At 43.8% G+C, this 15,356-nt stretch carries 15 protein-coding genes; all 15 read right to left on the minus strand.

Annotated elements, in window-relative coordinates; genetic code table 11:
• Nucleotides 1–23: 23 nt before the first annotated feature.
• Nucleotides 24–794 carry a 6-carboxyhexanoate--CoA ligase gene (locus CL181_RS01420; RefSeq protein WP_176505003.1) on the minus strand — a complete coding sequence of 257 codons (771 nt, stop codon included), beginning with the start codon at nt 792–794 and terminating at the stop codon, nt 24–26.
• Nucleotides 787–1,761 carry a biotin synthase BioB gene (bioB, locus tag CL181_RS01425; RefSeq protein ID WP_097297459.1) on the minus strand — a complete coding sequence of 325 codons (975 nt, stop codon included), beginning with the start codon at nt 1,759–1,761 and terminating at the stop codon, nt 787–789. Before bioB ends, CL181_RS01420 begins: the two co-directional genes overlap by 8 nt.
• 138 nt (nt 1,762–1,899) lie before the next feature.
• On the minus strand, nt 1,900–2,640 hold the full coding sequence (locus tag CL181_RS01430; protein WP_097297460.1) for a sulfite exporter TauE/SafE family protein: 741 nt from the start codon (nt 2,638–2,640) through the stop codon (nt 1,900–1,902).
• A gap of 18 nt (nt 2,641–2,658) precedes the next feature.
• Nucleotides 2,659–3,246, minus strand: coding sequence for an FmdE family protein (locus CL181_RS01435; protein WP_097297461.1), 588 nt, complete (start codon nt 3,244–3,246; stop codon nt 2,659–2,661).
• Between the two features lie 14 nt (nt 3,247–3,260).
• Nucleotides 3,261–4,442: a molybdopterin molybdotransferase MoeA gene (locus CL181_RS01440; RefSeq protein ID WP_097297462.1), complete on the minus strand. Its 1,182-nt coding sequence runs from the start codon at nt 4,440–4,442 to the stop codon at nt 3,261–3,263.
• Nucleotides 4,439–5,374: a GTP 3',8-cyclase MoaA gene (gene moaA, locus CL181_RS01445; protein ID WP_097297463.1), complete on the minus strand. Its 936-nt coding sequence runs from the start codon at nt 5,372–5,374 to the stop codon at nt 4,439–4,441. The genes CL181_RS01440 and moaA overlap by 4 nt, the downstream gene beginning before the upstream one ends.
• The gene (locus tag CL181_RS01450) at nt 5,367–5,618 is read right to left on the minus strand and encodes a twin-arginine translocase TatA/TatE family subunit (RefSeq protein WP_097297464.1); all 252 of its coding nucleotides are present in this window, start codon (nt 5,616–5,618) and stop codon (nt 5,367–5,369) included. The genes moaA and CL181_RS01450 overlap by 8 nt, the downstream gene beginning before the upstream one ends.
• 47 nt (nt 5,619–5,665) lie before the next feature.
• Nucleotides 5,666–6,877, minus strand: coding sequence for a multiheme c-type cytochrome (locus tag CL181_RS01455; RefSeq protein WP_097297465.1), 1,212 nt, complete (start codon nt 6,875–6,877; stop codon nt 5,666–5,668).
• A gap of 19 nt (nt 6,878–6,896) precedes the next feature.
• On the minus strand, nt 6,897–7,307 hold the full coding sequence (locus tag CL181_RS01460) for a cupredoxin domain-containing protein (RefSeq protein WP_097297466.1): 411 nt from the start codon (nt 7,305–7,307) through the stop codon (nt 6,897–6,899).
• A 13-nt stretch (nt 7,308–7,320) separates the two neighbouring features.
• Complete coding sequence (locus tag CL181_RS01465; protein WP_097297467.1) at nt 7,321–8,727, minus strand: 4Fe-4S binding protein; 1,407 nt, start codon at nt 8,725–8,727, stop codon at nt 7,321–7,323.
• Nucleotides 8,724–9,170, minus strand: coding sequence for a cupredoxin domain-containing protein (locus CL181_RS01470; RefSeq protein WP_097297468.1), 447 nt, complete (start codon nt 9,168–9,170; stop codon nt 8,724–8,726). The genes CL181_RS01465 and CL181_RS01470 overlap by 4 nt, the downstream gene beginning before the upstream one ends.
• Nucleotides 9,167–10,021, minus strand: a complete 855-nt coding sequence (locus CL181_RS01475) for an ethylbenzene dehydrogenase-related protein (RefSeq protein WP_097297469.1) — start codon at nt 10,019–10,021, stop codon at nt 9,167–9,169. The genes CL181_RS01470 and CL181_RS01475 overlap by 4 nt, the downstream gene beginning before the upstream one ends.
• A complete protein-coding gene (locus CL181_RS01480) occupies nt 10,022–10,534 on the minus strand; it encodes a molecular chaperone TorD family protein (protein ID WP_217993056.1) in 513 nt (170 codons plus the stop codon).
• Nucleotides 10,535–10,550: 16 nt separating this feature from the next.
• The gene (locus CL181_RS01485; RefSeq protein WP_217993057.1) at nt 10,551–11,687 is read right to left on the minus strand and encodes a 4Fe-4S dicluster domain-containing protein; all 1,137 of its coding nucleotides are present in this window, start codon (nt 11,685–11,687) and stop codon (nt 10,551–10,553) included.
• Nucleotides 11,684–15,148, minus strand: a complete 3,465-nt coding sequence (locus CL181_RS01490) for a molybdopterin-dependent oxidoreductase (RefSeq protein WP_097297472.1) — start codon at nt 15,146–15,148, stop codon at nt 11,684–11,686. The genes CL181_RS01485 and CL181_RS01490 overlap by 4 nt, the downstream gene beginning before the upstream one ends.
• Nucleotides 15,149–15,356 lie beyond the last annotated feature (208 nt).

Here is a 15,356-nt window from a genome sequence, read left to right on the forward strand (position 1 = left end):
AAAGCCTCTATTTGTTTTGTTTATCATTCATTAAAGCTCCTTATTCCGCCAAATCTATTGACCAGAACCGGAGCACTTTCCATCTCATTAATATAATTTCCAGGGTCGATATTTTCTACAAAAAACACGCGCCCTCCGCAGGGATCGCCTTTCTTTTTCAAATGCGGTATACGGATGTACCCCATTTTTCCTGACGCAACATAACCTGCGGTATATGAAGGGTCATCAGACCAGCAAAGTTCACCGAGCGTCCCTTTGACAGATGCTACTTTTGTTGCAAGTACAAGTGCATCACTGATATATGTATAAAAGGTTGACAATCTCATATCTGAAATCGCCGTTTGAAGTTCCTTTGAAGCTTCTTCCGTTATCCCAATGTGGGATGCTCGGATGCCTCGAACGACGTCGGGCTCAAGCCTGTTCCCATTAAGATCCATAATAATCGCACCCCGCATATTTTCACCATTTGCCGGTCCTTTTTCAAGAAGAGAGATGCTTTTTGCAATGCACAATTTCGGTATTCCAAGTTCAAGAAGCAATTTCCTGGCAAGTGTTTTTCCTTCGGTTTCATTTTCAACATGCGTCAAAATAAGCGGAAGGGAAGTTAGTTTCTTGACCGGGATTTTTAACGATTCAACTGATATATTTATGAAATCGGGCTCTCCTTTTTCATGAGATAACGCCCTTTGGGCAAGTTCCATGATGGTAGCCGAGATCATGTTTTTCTCAACGAGTGTCTCTGCTCCTGATATGTGTTTTTCGTTTTTTTCCGCTCTCATTCTGATGCTAAACATGAACACCTCCCGGAATAAGTCCAAGGTCATTTATCATCATAATGTCATCGCGCGGCGTTCTACCCTGGGTGGTGAGATAATTGCCAAGAAGCAGCCCGTTCGCGCCTGCAAGAAGACATAAACCCTGCATATCCCGGAGATTTTTCTCGCGACCGCCGGCTATTCGTATATTTTTTCCAGGTAGAATGAGACGGAAAACTGATATTGTTTTCATGATATCAAGGGGTTTTATGGGTTTTTCAGTATCAAGTGGCGTTCCTTTGATGGGATTTAATATGTTTATAGGGATGGAATCCACATCCAGTTCCCGAAGTGTAAAAGCAAGTTCCAGGCGGTCTCGTATCGACTCGCCCATCCCGATTATCCCGCCACAGCAGACTTCAAAACCAGCCCTCTGTGCAATATGAATGGTTTTTATTTTGTCATCATACGTGTGCGTGGTGCATATTTTATTGAAAAAACCTTTTGAGGTCTCAAGATTATGATGCAATCTCGTTGCTCCCGCACTTTTCAGGGCTAAAGCGCGCTCATCTGTGAGCATGCCCGAAGAAATGCACACCGATAAACGGGTTTCCTTCCTGATCCGTCGTATGGAACTTAGCATATTTTCAAAATCTTCCACACCTACATCTTTTCCACTTGTAACGATGCAAAATCGGGCAGATCCCTCTTCTTCCATCATTTGGGCCATGTTGAGAATCTCTTCCTCTTCCATCATCGGGTAAGGCGTTATCTCGGTATCGTTGTGTACCGATTGCGCGCAGAATTTGCAGTCTTCGGAGCATAAGCCGCACTTTGCATTAACGATGGAGCACAGGTCAACCCTGTCACCGAGCTTTGACCGCACATGGTTTGCCAGGGAGAATAATTCCATACAATCTTTTCCTTCCAGTTGAATGAGTTCTAATGCTTCCGTGAAGTCTATAGATTCATTTTTTTCGATTTTGGCAACGATTTTTTTTAGCATGATTTGAGGGATTGTTAACTTTTGTGGTGGAAATGTTGACAATCAATTAAAATGTTATGGTGTTTTTAGAGCAAATAAAGGTCAAGAATACAATACATACCATGGGCGTCAATTCATATTCGATAAGCGATTTTTGCTTTACACAAGCAATAGCTTAAAGCCTGCAATAACAAGCACTACCGCCAGCAAGCGATAAAGTATTGTGGGTGCAAGTTTTTGACTGCCCAGATGAGAGCCCACTGTCCCTCCAAGAACTGCTGCTAATCCCCAATATCCAATGTCTACGGGTATAAATTTCATGCTCGCTAAATGCCCCAGGATACCAGCCACAGAGTTCACAAGAATGAATGCTGCTGAAACTCCCGCAGTTTGCCGTGCTCCAGCCCAGCCAGTTAACATGAGCAATGGGCTCAAGAAGATACCACCCCCTATACCAATGGATCCAGATAATAAACCAATTCCACCCCCACACAGAACAGCTATAGGAATTGATAGGGGCTTGACATCAGTTTTTATCTCTGACTGGTTCGATTGAAAAAGCCGAAGAGCTGCGAACAATAAAATAAGACCAACACCTTGCACATATACAGAACCTGGTAAAGATAGAGCACCTCCAATAAATGCAAAAGGAACCGAAGCTATAGCAAAAGGCCAAAAGGTAGACCATGAAAAACTGCCAGCTTTGAAGAATTGCGCTGTGGCGATGCTGGCAACGAGAATATTCAATACGAGAGCTGTTGGCTTCATTACTTCAGGTGCCAGTCCAAATAGCGCCATTACTGCTAAATATGCTGACGCTCCACCGTGGCCAACGCTTGAATATAGCAACCCTGCCGCTAAGATAAGGACAGAAAGAAGGATGACCTCCTCCAAATTCATTTTATTTTCCTAAAATGATCATGCTTTTTGAGTTTCAAGTAATGCATAGTATGTTTCGCCCTTGCACGCTTTACAATAGGTGATATCCTCCTTAATTACTCCCAGACCCCTTGGAATTGACTCATTGCATTTTTGGCACCTGACAATTTTGGAATTATCAAAATCTTGATTCCTGTTTATCTCAACGTTTTGAATTAAAAAATATTTGTCCTCTAATTTCAGCAACTGGTTGCCGAGTTCATTCTCTTCCTCATGCGTGAGTTTTCCAAGGCGCATCATCCATTTATTCATAAGAGGAGAAAGATTATTCGCTTCATCCTTAAGAGCAACCCGCACTCCTTTTTTTGTTTTTATATCCCCTATGGTAATTGCAAGTTTCCCATAATTTTCAACAAAGGCATTTCCATGACCAAGAGTGCAGCCCGTTGCAGCCTGCATGGCATCGGCAAGGCAGCGTGCTGTTTCGGATATTCCGATAAGATACTTATTTCCTTTACTTATGCCCATGTGTGAAAGGGAAAGCTCACTCATTCGAAGTCCCAGAGCTATTCCCGGCGCCAGATGACCATGCAGATCGATTGCAAGTTTTATTATTTTTTCATCCATATTTGTTCATCTTCCTAGCTGAAAAGATTGATTATAACAGCTTCCCCTTTTTTAATATCCCTGTCAGTTACAACATAGCCGTCCACCACAGTTGAGCGCGGTGATGAAGAAATTATCCCGGTCTCATATTTCTTATCAAAAAGTTTCATTCCTGAATTCTTATATCCCATGGTATTTGCAGAATTTTCTTTAATTTTCATGAAGAGAATGTAATCAAAACCTTTTTCATCCAGTACAATATCTTCGTTTATAATAAGCTCACATGTGGCCCTGGGTATATTTGTGAAATAGCTGCGAAGCACCATTTCAAGAGCTGCAAACGCACCTGTGGGCTTGCCCGGCAGACCGAAAACCGGCTTATCATTAACTATTCCAACAGCCAGGGGTTTTCCCGGTCTTATGGCAACCTTATGGAATACAAGTTCACCGATTTCCTTGATGATATCTGAAATGTAGTCTCGCTCACCCACTGAAACGCCGCCTGTTGAGAATACAATATCATATTTCTCGCAGGTGTCAAGCAGCATTTTCTTTGTTTCCTCATAGTCATCAGGCACAGTCCCTATAAATGTGGATTCGCAGCCCATCTCTTTCATAAAACCCTGGATCAGCACTGCGTTTGTATTTTTTACCATGCCATTATGTATCTCAGTGCCTGTGGATATTATACCCGCTTTTAGCTTTTTGTATACGGGTGCTTTTTCTATACCAAGGCTATATAAAAGCGCTGCGCTCTGGGGCATTATGCGATGATTTCTTTCAAATATCATATCGCCCTCTCTATAATCCGAACCTTTTCTGAAGATATTTTTCCATTTTGGTAATGTATTCCCGAAAAGCAGATCATTTTTTACCCCGGCATCCTCTATTTTCAGCACAGCATTTGCCCCCTCTGGCAGCAATGCTCCTGTTGTTATTGCAAGGGCTTCTCCCCTTTTTATCTTTAGAAGGTTATCACCTGCATACACTTTCCCCGTGATCTTCAGAGGAAACTTATCTTCACAATTAAAAGCAAAACCATCCATGGCAGCTATATCGAATTCTGGCGATATTGAATTTGCAAAAATAGTTTCGCTGAGTTCTCTGCCTATCGAATCATTCAGAGTGGTATCCTCTGATTCGCGTCTGAAGTAATACTTAGTCTTTAACATTCTTATTTTTTCAAGCGCATCTTCAAGTGCTATCGGTGAATTCATGTTTTCAATAAAATCATATTTTTCGAGTTCAGTTCTTTATAATACGGCTCTCGTCTCTGCACCGCTCTTTCAAGCATTGCTTTGATTTCCGGGACGGTGGCTTCTTCGTGAATATCTATCAGGTTATCATTCCTCATCAGGCAGGGTTTCAATTTTCCGCTTGAAGTTAAACGCATCCTGTTACAGTTCGCGCAGAAACTCGAATTATCTATAGGTCTTACCAGTTCCACTTCAACTCCATCTATAAAATATTTTTTTCTCCGATGCATCCTGCGTTCATACATATAGGTTGCTCTTGATTCAAGCATTTTTTCTACGGTTTCTATATCTACCGTGTACTGGCTGGTATTCTTGAAATTCATAAGTTCGATCAGCTGCAACATCAAATTCCCATCGAATCTGGATGCAAATTGAATAGCTTTATCAATTTCAAATTCATTGATGCCCTTCAACAAAACCATATTGAGTTTTATAGGAGTTAAACCAGCGTCGATTGCAGCATTTATCCCCTCCATGATCCGGGGAAGCCCATGCCGGGAACCGGTTATGAATTTATAATGTTCCTTATTCAGTGAAGGAAGGCTTATATTCACACGGTTAAGACCGTTCTTTGCCAGTGATGCTGCCCGTTCTGAAAGAAGAACGCCATTGGTGGTGGCTGAAACATCCTTCAATTCAGGTAATGCTGCTATTATTTCTTCAAAATCATTCCTCATAAGCGGCTCTCCCCCGGAAAATTTCACTTTTCTTACTCCATATTCGGTTGCAGCCGTTACAATCCTGGCAATTGTTTTGGGGGATATTTCAGATATGGAATTGCTATTTTCACCTTCCTGGTGGCAATAGATACAACCTAAGTTACATCTCTGCGTTACTGATATACGCAGACTTGTTATTACCCGGCCATAAGGATCCATGAGCATATTATTCATGAAGCTTTCCTTCTGTTTTGATATTAAGATCTGATGCAAGCTTCTGCACGTTTTGCGAGATGCTTCCAGCTTCCTGGCGGATAGGTTCGTCGAGCCTGCGCATTTCAAGTTCGGTCTCTCGCTGAGCACGCTTGAATTCACCAGATGCTTTCCCCATGGACCTTGCAAGCTCAGGGAGCTTACTTGCTCCAAAAAGAAGTACTACCACACCGAATATCAATATCATCTCTGTAGATCCGATCATTGGTTCTCACCTCCTTTTTTGGTACTTCGTCTTATTTTGCATAGTGTTCAGTTTTTCTTTCTGTATATCATGGAAACAGCCATCATAACTGCAATAGCTCCAATCCATCCAATACCTGGCGTTTTCTTTGATGTCGTTGCTTCTACTCCAATTGTCCTGTTGAGCGATGTCGTCTTACTCGTCTGTGCGATTTCCAAGTTCATAGATTCCAAAGACTTGGTGATAATCTCTGCTTCAAGCTGATACTCCAATGTCGCTTTGGTCTTTACTTTTCCTGAACTATCGGGCACTTTGAACTCGAATACTTCAATTCTGCTCTCTCTGGGTTTGATTCTATTATCCTTTGATATGGATGCTGCCTTCCAGAAGTCAGCCACTTCATTGCCGTACTGGTCAACAAGGGTCTTGGCGTAAACTCTATCCTCGCGATATATCTCCTGCTCATTCTCGTCGCTTGCAGTGAAGTGCAAAACTACTTTTCGCGCAGGGAAACCGCTCGGGATCTTGTGACCCACATTCCTGTTGGTGATGTTGAGCGTCACTTTGACCATGTCTCCAGTCTCCAGGATCGAGTCTTCCTTCAAATCAAACGCCTTCTCCAGGAACAACCCTGAATGTCCCCCATACCAGAAATGCTGGTAAACCTTCTCCCGTATTGTTCCGTTTTTTGCTGCTTCGCCGCGTTTAGCCTCCATGTGGCAGTCCTGACATTGCTTTCCCTCAGCCGCATAGGGACTTTCCTTCCACTCAGTGTATGTTTCATAAACTGGTACATCGTTAATTGAGAACTCATGACATCCGGCACAGAACTCGGATTTTGTGAGTAAGTCAGAATATGCAGATGTATGCGCCTCTGTCTTTGAGTCTGAATATGGACCCTGCATCGGGTTGCTCTGGTTGAAAATATAATTGTTCTTTTCAACCCCTGTGACCGAATGACAGAAAGTGCAGCCTACCCCTTCAATGGAAATCGATTTTGTAAGATTGAAATCCTTTGATGCCCTGGTAATTGGAGAATGACAGCTCAGGCAGTATTCCCTGTATTGTGGATCGGATTTGAGCGCTCTCATGTATGATGCTTCAAAGACCGGATCGCTCACTGCAAGGGCATGTGTAGAACGCGTCCATTCTTCATACCTGTCAGGATGACATTCGATGCAGGTATAACTTGACTGAAACTCTTCATTAGCCTGAACCACAGGGATTATCCATATGGCTATGAAACCAATTATTGCTCCATATATTAATTTTGAACTCATATCTTCCTCCTATAATAGATTATTTTTCTGAAATTATTATCCTGCCTGTCATCTGCATGTGCTGGGTGCTGCACCACGTTGTACAGGTAAACAAGAAATCACCCGTTTTATCTGGGGTGAACTCGATTACCCCCACATTGCCTGGCTTGATCTCTCCGGTGCCGTTGAGGCTTATCCCGAGCTCCGGGATGGCAAAACCGTGGCTCACAGTGTCTATGTTCCTGATCTTTATCCTTACAGGTTCTCCCCTGACCAGATGTATCTCCTGTATGTTCCAGTTTCCCCTTTCAGGGGCCTGTGCAGTGAGCTCAATGGTTCTGAGCCCACCCCATAGATGTTCATCATAAAGGAGCGCAGCACCAATGGTGCCGACTGTAGCCAGAAGCACAAGAATCCCCGCAATGATCTCCATAAGTTGTTTTTTTTCCATTTTTTTCACCTCTTTACCCTGTGAAGAGCCATATAAGGAATATTGTCACTGCTGTCAGGAAGGCCGCGATGGGAATGAAACCCCTGACAGCCTCGTCTCTTTTCTGGAATGTCTGTTTGGATATCTTGAAGCCTATGTCAAGCGATAAGACAAGCCCGAATAGCAGAGTCCCTATCTGGAAGTAGGGCATCACCCCTGTCAGAAAAGGCGTCCAGGGGAAATGCGCTGTCCCGAAGAGGTCCCAGCCCCAGGCAAATGGGTCTGAGATCACATGGAGCACATAGCTGCTGTTGGGAAAGAGGATGCCGAAGCTAAAGGCTATCCATGCTATCAGTCCCATGGGCACAAGTGTGTAGGAGAAATTGGTAAATAATTTTTTAAGCGGAATCTCCTTATTGCCAAGGGTGCGGGAAGCATAGACAAAGACAAAGAACACTCCCGGAATCAGCAGGAGGTTGAAAATTGAGTGTAATACAACGAAAGTGAGATAGCCTTCTGTTGTCTTTGCGTTTGCCCAGTCTTTCAGGAAACCCATGTTGCCCTGCATGATCAGGAAAAAGAATATGGCGATGCCCAGCATGATAAAGGCCTTCCATGCCTCATCCAGTCCTCGATTCTTATCTACAAGTAGATCTGTTGCAGGCGGTCGAAGATTAATCGCCATGTTATCATAGGGACAGGTCTTGAAACATTCAAGGCACATGCCGCAGTAAGTATTTCTCCCGATGTCGAACGGGAGAATCATCCATGGACAGGCGTGACCTTTTTCATTCCCGATCACGCAATCCTTATGCTTATGGTCCTTACATATCTGCGGATCCTTTGCGCGTATCTCAGTTACTGCCATGTTCGAATAAAGCCCCAGGAAACCGCCTACAGGGCATCCAATGTACTTGCAGAAGTTTCTCTTCTCAAAAACAGCCATTAGAACGATGGAGCCAATGATTATAGACATTAACAGTATGAAAGTAGCTATTGGACGTGTCGTTAAGAAGCCTGTAGTATAAGTGGTGCCCAGGAACAGGAAGTTCACCAGCCACATGTTCTTCAATGCTTTCGGCCATTTTTTATTAAGCCCAAAGAGTTTATTTCTCACCTTCATGAAGCCGAGTCTCTGGAGCCATTCACCGAAAGCAGGAAGCGGGCATATCATGCACCAGATCCTTGAGAAAAATGGCACCATGACCATCATTAATAAAAGCCACCAGACTATCCATACGAACATTATCCCAAAATTATAATTGCCAGCAGAAACCCCTCCAACAAAGCCTGCCATCAGTATTATCGTGAATACGGATAGATTCAGCACGATAGGAAGGAAAGGCATCCACCTGCTCTTGATTATCTTCCGGACATAGGGAAGCGAAGTAAGCTCAAATCTCCAGTCAACGGGGATCAGTCCAAGTATCTTTTCTGTCATGGTTTCTGCCTCCTTATTACAAGTAAAATCGAACCAATGAATATTCCCACCGCAAGCCATATTGATCCAAAGAGCCGGTAGTCAGGTTTGACTTTGAGATAGCCTATCATGTATGGATGGAAAGGTCCACATGTGACTGAGCAGCGCATTACGAATTTTCCGGTATTATTTGCGACAAAAGTTAAGCTCCCATCCTGTCCTGGGCGCGCATCTGTTGAAACCTCATAGCCGTCGATATATAAGCCGTGGTGCACATCTGTGCTGATTAACCTGATGGTTACCCTGTCCCCCCTGTTCACCTCCACTGTACCTGGTGTATAGGAGAACTGTTGGGCGTTGATGGTAATCACCTTCTCCTTTGGTTCTTCTGTTTGAGCGAGTATGACTATTGGAATGGCCAGAAGAACGAGAACCATGATGAGAATCTTCATACTATTTTTCATTTTGTTCCCCCCACAGGTATTATATCAAGCGCTGTCCAGTCGTGAGCTATGGACTTTCTTCCCCCTCTGTCACCATTTGCTCCATTCCATACAGCGAAAGCAACTCTCGTTAGCGTGTTAAAATCAGCGTCCTGTTCCGGGTCGGCAATGTCAAGGGAACGCTTGAATACCACCTGCCAGGTTCCGTTATCCCAGATGCCTCTGCCCTGCACATTCTGGGCTGGCTTGGGCGTAAGCGTACCCACTCTTATCACCATAAGGTCGTTGACCGCTGATCCGGGTGCTGCTTTTGAAACTGCTAAAGTTTCATTATCTTCGAAAGGATAATAATAATCTGAATAAGCTTCAATTTTTGATGTCTCATTTAACCAGTACTCATTGTCCTGGCTTGCTTTCCACTGCCAGATATTTGATCCATTTCCCATGAATCCCATCATAATTGTGGAATTTTGAACATTATTTCCAATAGGGAACATTATGGCTGCTGCGTCAGAGAATCTGCTTGTCCCGATAATTCTATCCTCAGTGTCATCCTTCCAGCTCATATAAAAGTAAATTTCCTTTCCGTTGTGGAATGACTTTACAGTAACGGGGTTGATCAAGCTCTTTCCCCACGGTAATACCATGACCTGATATTCCATCTCTATATCGATTGGATGGATGGGCTCCCATATTTCAGGAAAAATGCCTTTCTCAAGATCTATATCTTTGTCAATGAACTGAACTTCTATTGGCATTTGGTGTGCTTGTGTAGCAGCCAGTATTCCACTTGAAACTCCTAATCCACAATAAGCCAGTGCAACTGAAGATATTGCAACAATGATTATTAAAATAACATTATTTTTTTTCATCTATGTATTCCTCCCAAAAATTTTCTCTTCTGATTCTAAGAATTCAAGCATGTCATTCGCAGTTTCTACATAAAAATTATTTTTGCTTTGGGAAATTATTGCTTTTGCTATCTTCCCTGCCGCAGGATAGAGGTGCTCATTGAAGAATTTTTTCTGGGCATCAAGGCAGATAAATGCTTTTTCGTTTGAATCTGCTTCGTCCTTCTCCAATGCATGAAATCTCTTAAAGACAAGATAATGCATGAATTCAAGCTCGATATGCAGTGAATCCGGTCTATCGTTTTCAGGTTCAAGACCAAATGCTTTATAAAAGCCCATGATGTCAGAAAGATACTGAACCCTCTGGAATTCATTCAGCGCTGTGTACTCTGTCCCATAAAGCCAGATATCTTTTGCCCTGAAAAGCCTGTCATATTCCAAAATAAGTTCCTTCTTTTCTGCATCTGTGAAAGAAAACAGGTTGAAGAAATGTTCATCAGGATAAGAGAAAGCCGATGAAAACGTTTTGTACATATTCATCCTCTCCGTATCATGTAACATTGAATCTTCGCACATTTCTCTGTTCATCGTATTCCTCTCTGATAATGATGGGTTCTTTCAATGGGACTTTTATAAGTTCATTCCCCTTATCGTCATAGCCAGCACAATACCCATTGTTTATGTCACCTTCAACTTTGAATGAACTTATTATTTGATCAGTAGAGCCGAATAGCATCAAAAGGCCGGTAAGGTTCAGATCCTCATAGGCTTTTTTGTACTGTTCAACTGCGTTTTTAGCTCCAGGACCGAACAATTGCCTGTTGAATGCCTCCGGCACGTGTATGGGTGGTATGTAATACACGTTGGGCTGGGTTCCGAATTGCGGATAAAGTGGAAGAGCGATCTTTTTAATATGGACAAGATAATCAATAGGATTGTTCCCTCTTGGCTCGTTCCAGTTACTCTTGAAACCGAAAAGCCTGATCTTCCCGATGCAATTCTGGACACATTGCGTTTGTTTCCCCTGCTCAACAGCAGGGAAACAGGATATGCACTTCTCTGACTTTCCTGTATTCGTCCTGAACATTGATTTTTTATAAGGGCAGGCGCGCACACACTCCTGATAACCCCTGCATCTTTTCTGATCGATAAGAACTATCCCGTCTTCTTTTCTTTTGTAGATCGCTTTCCTAGGGCAGGCTCCAAGACAAGCAGGATATGAGCAGTGGTTGCATATTCTCTGAAGATAGAACATCCAGGGCTGGTGGGGGATCGTTATATATTCCTTTTCTTTAACCTGCTGGTTTACTTCATCCTCGCCCAGGTTCGGGTGCGAGTAATCATTTTCATCAGGCGCATATCCCAATATTTCCTCCCCGTACTGTGCTCCTTCAAAGATGGTCTTTCCAGCATATTTATCCCCGTTCCATGGCTGGGGCCCGAGTTTTTCCAGGAGCTTTACATCCCATCCAAGAGGATAGAATCCCCATGGCTTGCTCTCAACATTGTTCCAGAACATGTACTCCTGTCCTTTACCTGATGTCCAGGCATTTTTACATGCCATAGTGCATGTCTGGCAGGCAATGCACTTATTAGTATCAAAGACCCAGGTGACCTGTTTTTGCGGATGTATCTCCTGATATTTATAGTCCATTTCCCTGTTCAGCTGCCAGTTGTAAACTTTCATAATGAAAAGCCTCCTTTGAGGAATTTTTTAATAGCTTCACCTTCGTAGCCAGGCCGGAAGCCAAGTTCAGCCGGTCTCCAGAGAGCATGCTCCACGCCGCCCTGCTCTGCTTTTGTAGCCTTCACGAACGCCTCTTTAGGCGCCCCGACCGTACAGTAAACATCAGCAGCAAAGCCTTTTCCGATTTTCTGTCCAAAATAGTCCTTGCGCGCCATCGAATCTGTCATTAAGGTCGGTTTCAGCCAGGCGCGAGTTGCAGACTGATGAGAGCCGTATCTGAACATTGCCTGGTATCCTGTGCGCGGGTTCCTTGCAAGTTTATCCGGATTGGTTTCGTGTCCCTCTACAGAACCATAGGTGGCAACGAACATATTATGCCATGAACGGGCTATACCGCGAGGAATGCCCATGTAATAGCGCGCACGCATCATTGCGCGATGCACCCTGTGGTCATCGGGCTTATTCTGCCATCCCCGAAATGGCCGGTCATCGGGATCAGCATCGATATAGACATAGTCTCCATCTGCTATTCCCAGTTCTTTTGCATCAACCGGGTTCAGGTCAACATATCCTTCCCCCACCCATGGCATTCTTTTATCCCGACGTGATATATCACCGAATGGCCCGAACCATAGGGACATGAGATCGATATCAACTGGCGTGGTATGTGCACCGTGGCGGTATTTAGGCGTTATGTAAACTAGAGAAAAACCATTCTTACGCAGGGGATGGACAGTCTTTGTGACCTGCGCAGGCTGTATAATAACATTTCTGACCTGCCTGACTTCGCAGGAGAGATCGTCCCGTGATAAACCATATTTCTCCGGGCTCTTAGGTCTTATCAAATTGGTTCCACCGCACACGATCACATTCGGTTCATAGATCGTGGAATCAATGGGTTCACGATGAATAGGGATGTTCTCCCCGTACTCTATGAACTCATCTTCATCGCGATAAAACTCCATCCTCCCGGATTTTGTGTAATGCGGCTTATTATCAACGGACTGTTCCCAGCCCATGGCTTTGGGATAGGTTCGTAACATAATCAGCGCTGGTATGCCTTCTATGGCGTTAGCCTCAAGCTCCTCTATTTTATAGCCTTTGAGGGTAGAAGAGTGGTCGATGATCCTCTGGAGATAGACTTCGACATTCTGTTCGTTCACGAACTTCCAGTAATCATCAAAACGAGCATCTTCTGTAACTTTTGCCATCGCTTTTCCAACGCCTGCCAGAACTTCGATATCGCTGCGGGTATCATGCACCTTCTTCAGGGAGGTTCTTGGAAATATCGACAAGAATGGATTGGTGACAGCTGCGGTCATATCAGGGTATTTTAACTCTGCCCATGAATCTATTGCGAAGACCACATCAGCGTATTCACAAGACGCTGTCCACCACCATTCATTCACAACCACGCATTCGATCTTTGGAAGCGTGTTCATCACAAAATCATGATGCCATTTCAGATTTCCAAGAATAGAGTTCCCGTTATTGAACCAGAAGAATTTGGTCGGGGTGGGCATGTGGCTTTTCCCGGTGAAAAGCTTATCTCCTGCCCTGAGCGGGCGGTCACCATAATTAAGGTAGTGAGCGGATTCATATTTATAATAATCCTTGTGACGGGGGGTTTTTGCAGGGTCAAGTTCAATATCAAAAGGATCTTCAGCGATATAATAAGGAAGGCCGTTAAAATATGCGCCCCGGTAGTTACCTGAGAAACTTCCGATATTTCCTCCGTGGAACCCTATATTTTTAGTGAGAGCGCAAACAAGGAATATTGCTCTGCCACTGAGGTCACCGTTGTAGAAATGGTTCGGACCCATTCCGACAGGTACCAGGGTCTTTGATTTGTTTTTGGCAATTTCACGGGCTAGCCAGGTTATCGCATCCTGGTTCACACTGCATAAATCACTAACAACTTCAGGAGTGAAATATGAGGCATGTTCTTTGAGCATATCGAACACGGGTCTAACAGAGATTTTTTTCCCGTCTAAGGCATCAACTGTAAATTCGCCTTCAAGCGCAAAATTTTTAATGGTGGCTGCGTCATCCCTCGTAACGATTTCTGTTTGATTTGTATCTGAATTCCAGGCAATGAAATCTCCCCATTCATTGCGCAACTTTTCGGTTGTTATCTGGCGGTCCTGTTCCGTGTTAGGGAGGGCATTTTCCCCTTGTTTGAGTATTGTCGTCTTTTTCAGTTCACTGGGCTGGTAATCTACAATTATATCCTGAGGCTTGAGCAGTTTTAGTGTGTCCATCCGCACTAAAAGAGGCATGTCGGTATGCCCCCTCACAAAATCAGTATCGTAAAGGTTCTCGCTGATTATGATATTAGTAAGTCCAAGCGCAAAGGCGGTATCACTTCCAGGCCGAATTACGATGACATTATCTGCCTTGTTGGATGTAGACTGGTACTCGCATGCCACGGTAACGACCTTCGTCCCTTTAAGCCTCGCTTCAGTTAACCAGTGCGCATCGGGCATTTTTGTGGAGATCCAGTTCATTCCCCAGCAGATAACGAGATTGGAATTTTCCACGGTGGATAGATCGAAATCCATTGTCTGGTGGCCGCATGTCATGGTATGTCCCGGTGGCAGATCCGTATGCCATGAATAACTGTCAAAACCACGCCCGCCCAAAGCCTTCTCTTTTCCAACCTTTCGTATCTTGTCATCCAGAAGCGCTAATGAGTTTGCGAACCTGTACATACCAAATATTCTTGTTGCCCCTAAGAATGCCATGCCGCCCCGAAGCTTCAGCGTTTGAGTCCCTGCGCCTTGCATTTCTTCGATCATTGATTCGTCATAGCCCTGTTTCTTAAGAAGATTCTCTCCAGTCTTCCCTGAGTATGTAGTTGCAATGTTGACAGCGGACTTAGCGACTATCTCGCAAGCCTCTTCAAACGTAACCCTTATAAATGATTCTTTCCCACGATTGAGATATCTTTCCGGCATTCTCCCATTTTCGTCCCTCGGAAATCCGGCGTCAACCCAGTTTTTGAATCCCTCCCTTATCATCGGATATTTCACTCTCCTCGGCCCATAGATCTTTCGAACCATCACAAGCCCTTTCTGGCATAAGCGTGGGTCCCAGCGATGGGAGGCCTGGTTCCCGTAAACATCTTTAGCCTTGCCATAGCCATAGCTTGGGCCTATCCTGGTAATGATGTCATTCTTTACATATCCCCTCAAAAGGCAGTTATGGGTATCGTTCGGAGCGCATAGAAAATGAACCGTAGAATCGTATTTAAACTGATCGCGGTATATCTTCTCCCAATCCCTGTCAGGGTAAAAGTCAAGAGGATTATCGATCTCAGGGATAAATTTGAAAGCAGCAAGTACGGGGTTACTCATACCGAGTGCTGCAACTGCAGCTGCGGAAATTTTTATAAAATTTCTTCGCGTTATTTTTTCTATAGTCGGAACAGTACTATGTTGGGCATCTATTAAAGAACTCATGGGACGTATCCCGTCCCATCAAATATCGATCTTTTTTTCCAAATTAATTTCCGCTCAATAGAATCTCTATACAACTGATACTTTATTCCAGGCATTGTCATGAATTCATCTCCTATCTTCATTTTTTAAAAGTCACATCCGCATATGGTTTTATGAATTGTCAACGTAAATATATACCCGTTATGAACTATAACTCAAAGTTACATTT

The organism is Candidatus Methanoperedens sp. BLZ2 (genome assembly GCF_002487355.1).
GTDB lineage: Archaea > Halobacteriota > Methanosarcinia > Methanosarcinales > Methanoperedenaceae > Methanoperedens.

Coding starts and splice junctions, on each gene's coding strand:
- CL181_RS01470 (WP_097297468.1), bottom strand. CDS start 9,170: ATGAAAAATAGTATGAAGATTCTCATCATGGTTCTCGTTCTTCTGGCC.
- CL181_RS01440 (WP_097297462.1), bottom strand. CDS start 4,442: ATGAATTCACCGATAGCACTTGAAGATGCGCTTGAAAAAATAAGAATG.
- CL181_RS01480 (WP_217993056.1), bottom strand. CDS start 10,534: ATGTACAAAACGTTTTCATCGGCTTTCTCTTATCCTGATGAACATTTC.
- CL181_RS01475 (WP_097297469.1), bottom strand. CDS start 10,021: ATGAAAAAAAATAATGTTATTTTAATAATCATTGTTGCAATATCTTCA.
- CL181_RS01450 (WP_097297464.1), bottom strand. CDS start 5,618: ATGATCGGATCTACAGAGATGATATTGATATTCGGTGTGGTAGTACTT.
- CL181_RS01435 (WP_097297461.1), bottom strand. CDS start 3,246: ATGGATGAAAAAATAATAAAACTTGCAATCGATCTGCATGGTCATCTG.
- CL181_RS01465 (WP_097297467.1), bottom strand. CDS start 8,727: ATGACAGAAAAGATACTTGGACTGATCCCCGTTGACTGGAGATTTGAG.
- CL181_RS01455 (WP_097297465.1), bottom strand. CDS start 6,877: ATGAGTTCAAAATTAATATATGGAGCAATAATTGGTTTCATAGCCATA.
- moaA (WP_097297463.1), bottom strand. CDS start 5,374: ATGAATAATATGCTCATGGATCCTTATGGCCGGGTAATAACAAGTCTG.
- CL181_RS01430 (WP_097297460.1), bottom strand. CDS start 2,640: ATGAATTTGGAGGAGGTCATCCTTCTTTCTGTCCTTATCTTAGCGGCA.
- bioB (WP_097297459.1), bottom strand. CDS start 1,761: ATGCTAAAAAAAATCGTTGCCAAAATCGAAAAAAATGAATCTATAGAC.
- CL181_RS01460 (WP_097297466.1), bottom strand. CDS start 7,307: ATGGAAAAAAAACAACTTATGGAGATCATTGCGGGGATTCTTGTGCTT.
- CL181_RS01485 (WP_217993057.1), bottom strand. CDS start 11,687: ATGAAAGTTTACAACTGGCAGCTGAACAGGGAAATGGACTATAAATAT.
- CL181_RS01420 (WP_176505003.1), bottom strand. CDS start 794: ATGTTTAGCATCAGAATGAGAGCGGAAAAAAACGAAAAACACATATCA.
- CL181_RS01490 (WP_097297472.1), bottom strand. CDS start 15,148: ATGAGTTCTTTAATAGATGCCCAACATAGTACTGTTCCGACTATAGAA.